Annotated in this window: 1 protein-coding gene; it reads left to right on the top strand. The window is 74.4% G+C overall.

Annotation, left to right across the window (positions count from 1 at the left end):
- Positions 1–7976: type I polyketide synthase (locus tag ACFXGX_RS42585; RefSeq protein WP_384803678.1), on the top strand; the 7976-nt coding region annotated here is incomplete at both ends.

A 7976-nucleotide genomic window follows, 5' to 3' on the forward strand; every position in this document is an offset into this window, starting at 1 on the left:
CAGGGCTGCGCGGACGACGCGGTCGCCGTGCCCGTGCTGCGCGGTGACCGCCCCGAGCAACAGGCCCTCGTCACCGCGCTCGCCGAACTGCACGTGCACGGCGTCTCCTTGGACTGGCAGGTACTCTTCCCCGGCGCTCACCGCGTGACCCTGCCCACCTACGCCTTCCAGCGCGAGCGCTTCTGGCTGGACGGGGACGGGGAATTGGATCTGGCCGCGGCCACCTCGGCCGACGCGGCGGACTCCAGCTTCTGGGACAGCGTGGAGCGCGAGGACGCGGAGTCCCTCGCCGCGACCCTGGGCGTCGGCGCGGACGCGTCGCTGAGCGCGCTCCTGCCCCGGCTGTCCGCATGGCGCCGTCAGCACCGCGAGCAGTCCGTGGTCGACGGCTGGCGCTACCGCGTCACATGGAAGCCACTTGGTTCGCTTCCTCAGCCCGGCGCGTCCGGGACCTGGCTGCTCGTCGTGGCCGGCGAGAGCGACTGGACCGCCTCGGTGCGCACCGCGCTCGGCGAGCGCGGCCTGGAACTGGTGACGCTCGTCGCCGGTCCCGGCACCGACCGCGGGAAGCTGGCCGGCGAGCTGGCCGGGGTCGGCCCGCTGACCGGCGTGCTGTCCCTGCTCGCCGAGGACGAGAGTGCCTCGGCCGGCCACCCCGGCCTGTCGCGCGGCCTCGCCGCGACCCTCTGCCTGGTGCAGGCGCTCGGCGACGCGGGCGTCGACGTCCCGCTGTGGTGCGCCACGCGCGGCGCGGTGGCCGCCGGCCGCTCCGACCGCGTGGACCGCCCGCTGCAGTCGCAGGTGTGGGGCTTCGGCCGGGCGGCGGCGCTGGAATACCCGCAGCGCTGGGGTGGACTGCTCGACCTTCCGGATCTGCTGGACGCCCGCGCCGCGGCCCGCGTGGCCGCCGTTCTCGGCCAGACGGCCGAGGACCAGGTGGCGGTCCGCGCCTCGGGTGCCTTCGGGCGCCGGCTCGTCCGGGCCGCCCACGCCAACGGCCCCGCCCAGAAGTGGTCGCCGCGCGGCACGGTGCTGATCACCGGTGGTACGGGTGCGCTGGGCGGGCATGTGGCCCGCTGGCTCGCCGGTGCCGGTGCGGAGCACCTGGTGCTCACCAGCCGCCGCGGCCCCGCGGCGCCCGGCGTCGCGGAGCTCGTCGCGGAGCTGGAGGACCTCGGTGCGGCCGCGACCGTCGTGGCCTGTGACGCGGTCGACCGTGACGCCCTGCGGGCGCTGCTGGCCGAGCACCCCGTCAATGCCGTCGTCCACGCCGCCGGCGTCGGCGACCACGTCATGATCGACGACTCCGACCCGGCCGGGTTCGCCGGCACGGTGGCGGCCAAGGCCGCAGGTGCCACGCACCTGGACGAACTGCTGGCCGGTCAGGAGCTCGACGCCTTCGTCATGTTCTCCTCGGGCGCCGGCATCTGGGGCGGCGCCGGCCAGGGTGCCTACTCGGCGGCCAACGCCTACCTGGACGCCCTCGCCGAGTACCGGCGGGCGCACGGGCGCACCGCGCTCGCCGTCTCCTGGGGCGGCTGGGCCGAGGGCGGCATGGCCGGCGTCGGCGACGGGGAGGAGATGCTGCGCCGCCGCGGCCTGCCGCCCATGCGGCCCGCCCTCGCGGTCTCCGCCCTCCAGCAGGCGATGGCCGACGGAGAGACCGCCCTCACCGTCGCGGACTTCGACTGGGAGCGGTTCATCGGCCCGTTCACCGTTGTCCGCCCCAGCGCCCTGTTCTCCGACGTGGCCGAGGCGCGCCGCGCCCTGGAGGCGCCGGCCTCCGGCGGCGCCGAAGCCGGCAACGCGCTCGCCGCGAAGCTGACCGGACTGCCGGCGGGCGAGCAGGACCGCACGCTGGTGGACCTCGTCCGTACGCACGCGGCCGCCGTGCTCGGCCACGGTGGCGCCGCGGCGGTGGATCCCGGCCGGGCGTTCAACGACCTCGGCTTCGACTCGCTCACCGCCGTCGAACTGCGCAACAGGCTCAGGGCCGACACCGGCCTGAAGCTGCCCACCACTCTGGTCTTCGACCACCCCAACGCCACGGCCCTGGCCCGGTTCCTGCGCGCCGAACTGCTCGGTTCGCGGGGCGCCGTGCCGCAGGGGCAGCGCACGACCGCCGTCGGCGACGAACCCATCGCGATCGTGGCCATGAGCTGCCGCCTTCCCGGTGGCGTCGACTCGCCCGAGGACCTGTGGCAGCTAGTGACGTCCGGCGGCGACGCGATCTCCGGCTTCCCCGAGGACCGCGGCTGGGACGTCGAAGACCTCTACGACCCCGACCCGGGCAACCCCGGCAAGACCTACGCGCGCGACGGCGGCTTCCTCTACGACGCCGGCGACTTCGATGCCGCGCTGTTCGGGATCTCGCCGCGCGAGGCGCTCGCGATGGACCCGCAGCAGCGCCTGCTGCTGGAGACCACGTGGGAGGCGTTCGAGCGGGCCGGCATCGACCCGTCCTCCCTGAAGGGCAGCCGCACCGGCGTGTTCGTCGGCATGTCCTACCAGGGTTATGGCGCGGGCTTGCCGCAGGTCCCGGAAGGCGTCGAGGGCCACCTGCTCACCGGCAGCGCCGCCAGCGTCGCCTCCGGTCGCGTGGCCTACTCGTTCGGCCTGGAGGGCCCGGCCGTCACCGTCGACACGGCGTGCTCGTCCTCGCTGGTCGCCCTGCACCTGGCCATCCAGTCGCTGCGCAACGGTGAGAGCACGATGGCCGTCGCGGGTGGGGTGAACGTCATGGCCGTACCGGCCGCGTTCGTGGAGTTCAGCCGCCAGCGCGGCCTGTCGCCCGACGGACGGTGCAAGGCGTTCGGCGCCGGCGCTGACGGCACCGGCTGGGCGGAGGGCGTGGGCGTGGTGCTCGTGGAGCGCCTCTCCGACGCCGTGCGCAACGGCCACGAGGTCCTGGCGGTGGTCCGCGGCAGCGCCGTCAACCAGGACGGCGCGTCCAACGGGCTGACCGCGCCGAACGGCCCGGCGCAGCAGCGGGTCATCCGGCAGGCCCTGGCCTCCGCCGGGCTCACCGAGGCCGACGTCGACGCGGTGGAGGCGCACGGTACGGGCACCGCTCTGGGTGACCCGATCGAGGCGCAGGCGCTGCTCGCCACGTACGGCCGGGAGCGACCGGAGGACCGGCCGCTGTGGCTCGGTTCGCTGAAGTCCAACATCGGTCACGCGCAGGCGGCGTCCGGCGTGGCCGGTGTGATCAAGATGGTCATGGCCATGCGCCACGGCGTCCTGCCGCGGACGCTGCACGCGGATGAGCCGACGCCGCACGTGGACTGGTCGGCGGGCGCGGTACGGCTGCTCACCGAGGCCGTGGCGTGGCCGGAGACCGATCACCCGCGCCGCGCCGCCGTGTCGTCCTTCGGCGTCAGCGGCACCAACGCCCACACGATCATCGAGCAGGCCCCCGTGGCCCAACCGGCCGCCGTCGCACCGGTCGAGGTCTCTTCGGCAACCGTGCCGTGGGTCCTGGCCGGCAAGTCCGAGGCCGCGCTGCGCGCCCAGGCCGAGCGCCTGCTGTCCCTCACCGCCGACGGCGCCGAACCGTCCCTCATCGACGTCGGCGTCTCGCTGGCCACCACCCGGACCGCTCTGGAGCACCGCGCCGCCGTGGTCGGTGCCGACCGCGGCCGAATCGCCGAGGGCCTACGGGCCCTGGCCTCGGGGGCGCCCGCTCCCGGTGTCGCCCTCGGCCGCGCCGACACCGGCCAGGTCGGGTTCCTGTTCTCCGGGCAGGGCTCGCAGCACATCGGCATGGGGCGGGAACTGTACGAGGCGTTCCCGGTCTTCGCGGAGGCGTACGACGAGGTGTGCGCCCACCTCGACCGGCACCTCGACCGGCCACTGCGGGACGTGGCTTTCTGCGAGAACGGTCACGAGGACGGCGAGGAGCTGAATCGCACCGTCTTCACCCAGCCCGCGCTGTTCGCGCACGAGGTCGCCGTGCACCGCCTGCTCGAATCGTGGGGCGTGCGGCCGGACTTCCTGGCCGGGCACTCCGTGGGCGAGATCGCGGCCGCGCACGTGGCCGGTGCCCTGTCGCTGGAGGACGCGGCCGCACTGGTGACGGCTCGTGCCGCGCTGATGCAGGCCCTGCCCGCCGGCGGGGCGATGATCGCCGTCCAGGCCACCGAGGACGAGGTGCTGCCGCACCTCACCGACGACATCGGCATCGCGGCGATCAACGGCCCGCAATCCGTCGTGGTTTCCGGAGCGGAGGACGCCGTAGCCGCCGTCGCGGACCACTTCGCCCGGGAGGGCCGCAAGACCTCCCGGCTCACCGTGAGCCACGCGTTCCACTCGCCGCTGATGGACCCCGTGCTGGCGGACTTCGCCCGCGTCGTCGGCGGTCTGCGCTTCGAGACACCCCGGACACCGGTCGTCTCGAACCTCACCGGTGAGCTCATCGACGCGTACACGGCGGACTACTGGGTCCGGCACGTCCGCGAGGCCGTGCGCTTCGCCGACGGCATCCGGACCCTGGCCGAGCTGGGCGTGACCACGTTCGTGGAGACCGGCCCCGGCGCGGTGCTCAGCGCCATGGCCCAGGGCTGCCTGGAAGGCGCGGTCACCGTTCCCTCCGCACGGTCCGGCAGCCCCGAAGCAGAGACGATCACCGGCGCCCTCGCGCAACTCCACGTGCACGGCGTCCCCGTTGACTGGCAGGCGTTCTTCACCGGCCGCGGTGCCCGGCGCGCCGACCTGCCCACCTACGCCTTCCAGCACCGGCGGTACTGGCTGGAGACCACCGCGCCCACGGCCGCCGCCGTCGCGGGAACCGATGCCGTGGAGGCCGGGTTCTGGGAGACGGTGGAGCGCGAGGACACCCAGTCCCTCGCCGCCACCCTCGACCTGTCCGCCGAGCAACTGGACGCGGTGCTGCCCCGGCTGTCCGCGTGGCGCCGGCAGCAGCGCCAGGAGTCCGCCGTGGAAGGCTGGTCCTACCGCACGGGCTGGAAGCCGCTCGGCGGCCTTCGAGCGCACGAACTGCCGGGCGCCTGGCTGTTCCTGGTCACCGAGGACACCGAGGCTGTCGAGTGGACCGCCGCCGTCGCCGACGGGCTCGCCGCCCGCGGGGCCCGGCTGGTCCGGGTGGCGGTCGACCCGGCCGCCGACCGCGGCGCACTGCTGCGGCAGCTCGGCGACGCAGTCCGGGAGATCCCGGTCGACGGTGTGATCTCCCTGCTCGGCACCGACGAGCGGCCCCACAGCGGACACCCGGCTCTCTCCGTCGGCATCGCGCTGTCCCTCGCGCTCGTCCAGGCCCTTGGCGACGCGGGAATCGACGCCCCGCTGTGGACGCTGACCAGGTCGGCCATGTCCACCGGCCGTGCGGACTCGGTGCCGAGCGCCACCCAGAACGCCGTCTGGGGCCTCGGCCGGGTCGCCGCGCTGGAGCACGCGCCGCGCTGGGGCGGTCTGATCGACCTCCCGGACACGGTCGACGACCGGGTCGCCGACCGCCTCGCCGCGGTGCTCGGCCGGTCGGCCGAGGAACAGTCGGCAGGAGACCGGTCGGCCGAGGACCAGATCGCGATCCGCGCCCGCGGCGTCTTCGGCCGCAGGCTGTCCCACACCGCCACCCGCAGGAACACCCGGACCGGGCAGCGGTGGACACCGCGCGGCACGGTGCTGATCACCGGTGGTACGGGTGCGTTGGGCGGGCACGTCTCCCGCTGGCTCGCCGGTGCCGGTGCCGAGCACCTGGTGCTCACCAGCCGCCGGGGCGCCGACGCGCCCGGCGCGACCGCGCTCAGGGCCGAACTGGAGGAGCTGGGAGCGCGCGTCACCCTCGCCGCGTGCGACGTCGCCGACCGCGAAGCGCTCGCCGCGCTGCTCGCCGAGCACCCGGTGAACGCCGTTGTCCACACGGCGGGCGTGGACCACTTGGAGCCGCTGGAGACCATGACACCGGGCTCCTTCGCCGACGTGCTGTCCGCCAAGGCAGCCGGAGCCCTGCACCTCGACGCGCTCCTCGCCGACCGGGAACTCGACGCCTTCGTCCTCTTCTCGTCCATCGCCGGTGTGTGGGGCAGCGGCCACCAGGCCGCCTACGCGGCGGCCAACGCCCTGCTCGACGGACTCGCCGAACGCCGCCGGGCCCAAGGCCTGCCGGCGACCGCCGTGGCCTGGGGCCCGTGGGCCGACGGCGGCATGGCCGAGGCCGACGGCGCGGACGAACGACTGCGCCGCCGCGGCCTGATCCCGATGCCCGCCACGCTCGCCGTGGCCGGTCTCCGGCAGGCGCTGGACTCCGGCGAGGCGACCGCCACAGTGGCCGACATCGACTGGGAGCGGTTCCTGCCCCCGTTCACCATGGGCCGCCCGAGCGCCCTGCTCGGCGACCTCCCGGAGGCCGAGCGGATCCTCACCGCGGGCAGCACCGTCGGCGGGCCCGGCACGGCCGCCGCTTCACCCCTTGCCGGCCGCCTCACCGGGATGCCCGAGACCGAGCAGCACGCGCTGCTGGTCGACCTCGTCCGCACACACGCGGCGGCCGTCCTCGGCCACAACAGCGCCGGCGAGGTCGAGGCCGACCGGGCCTTCAAGGACCTGGGCTTCGACTCCCTGACCGCCGTCGAACTGCGCAACAAGCTCAATGCCGAGACCGGCCTCGCACTGCCGCCCACTCTGGTCTTCGACCACCCCAACGCCCAGGCACTCGCCCGGCTACTGCGCACCGAGCTCACCGGCCTCACCATCGCGGCCGCACCGGAAGCCGCCGCCGCGCCCGCCGAGGACGACGACCCCATCGCGATCGTCGGCATGGCGTGCCGGTATCCGGGCGGGGTGCGCTCGCCGGAGGACCTGTGGCAGTTGGTGGCCGCCGGTGGTGACGCGGTCGGCGAGTTCCCGGCGGACCGGGGCTGGGACGTGGAGGACATCTACGATCCGGACCCGGACGCGACGGGGAAGACGTACACGCGCCGCGGTGGATTTCTGTACGAGGCGGGGGAGTTCGACCCGGGTTTCTTCGGGATCAGCCCGCGTGAGGCCGTGGCGATGGACCCGCAGCAGCGGCTGCTGCTGGAGACCACGTGGGAGACGTTCGAGCGCGCCGGCATCGACGCGGAGTCGCTGCGCGGCAGCCGTACCGGAGTCTTCGTCGGCTCCGGCTACCAGGACTACGCCGCCCAGGCCTTCAACGCGATCGACGACTCCGAGGGCTTCTTCGGCACGGGCAACTCGGCGAGCATCATGTCCGGCCGTATCGCCTACACCCTCGGCCTGGAGGGCCCGGCGGTCACCGTCGACACGGCGTGCTCGTCGTCGCTCGTGGCTCTGCACTGGGCGGTCCAGGCCCTCCGTAACGGCGAGTGCTCCATGGCGCTGGCCGGGGGCGTGATGGTCATGTCCACCCCGCGTGCCTTCGTGGAGTTCAGTCGCCAGCGCGGGCTGGCCGCCGACGGCCGCTGCAAGGCGTTCGGCGCCGCGGCCGACGGCACCGGCTGGGCCGAGGGCGTCGGCATGCTCCTGGTGGAACGGCTGTCCGATGCCCGCCGCAACGGGCACCAAGTGCTCGCCGTCGTCCGCGGCAGCGCCGTCAACCAGGACGGCGCGTCCAACGGCCTGACCGCGCCGAACGGCCCGGCGCAGCAGCGGGTCATCCGTCAGGCACTCACCTCCGCGGGCCTCACCACCGCCGACGTCGATGTGGTGGAGGCGCACGGTACGGGCACGAGGCTGGGCGACCCGATCGAGGCGCAGGCACTGCTCGCCACGTACGGCCGGGAGCGACCCGAAGGACAGCCGCTGTGGCTGGGCTCGTTGAAGTCCAACATCGGTCACGCGCAGGCGGCCGCGGGCGTCGGCGGCATCATCAAGATGGTGATGGCGATGCGCCACGGCGTCCTGCCGCGGACGTTGCACGCGGATGAGCCGACGCCGCATGTGGATTGGTCGGCCGGTGATGTCCGGCTGCTGACCGAGGCCGTCGACTGGCCCGATTGGGACCGTCCGCGCCGTGC

It is taken from the genome of Streptomyces sp. NPDC059371 (assembly GCF_042751995.1).
Classification (GTDB): Bacteria; Actinomycetota; Actinomycetes; order Streptomycetales; family Streptomycetaceae; genus Streptomyces.